A 596-nucleotide genomic window follows, 5' to 3' on the forward strand; every position below is an offset into this window, starting at 1 on the left:
GACCGCTACGACTCGAAGCAGCAGAACGCCAGCGTCGGCGGCAGCTTTACCTTCGGCTCCATGACCGGCTCCGCCAGCGTCAACCTCAGCCGTGACAAAATGCACAGCAACTACGACAGCGTGGTTGAGCAGACCGGCATCTTCGCGGGCAAAGGCGGCTTTGACGTTACCGTCGGTGAACACACCCAGCTTAACGGCGCGGTCATCGGCTCCACCGCCACCGCGGACAACAATAAGCTCGACACCGGCACCCTCGGCTTCAGCGATATCCACAACCGGGCCGACTATAAGGTCGAGCACCAGAGTATCGGCCTGAGCACCGGGGGCAGCATCGGCGGCCAGGCCATCGGCAACATGGCCAACACCCTGCTGGCGGGCGTCAATAAAGACGGCCACGACAGCGGCACCACGAAAGCCGCCGTCAGCGAGGGCACCCTGCTCATCCGCGACCAGGATAAACAGGCCCAGGACGTGGCGAACCTCAGCCGCGACGCGGAGAACGCCAACGGCAGCATCAGCCAGATATTCGACAAAGAGAAAGAGCAGAAGCGCATTCAGCAGGCGCAGCTGATTGGCGAAATCAGCACCCAGGTGTC

At 62.4% G+C, this 596-nt stretch carries 1 pseudogene; it reads left to right on the top strand.

Annotated features, from left to right (window positions below):
* Positions 1-596, top strand: a pseudogene (locus FY046_RS23640) (VENN motif pre-toxin domain-containing protein); the annotation flags it as partial.

The sequence above is a fragment of the Erwinia sp. 1181_3 genome, from assembly GCF_052824965.1.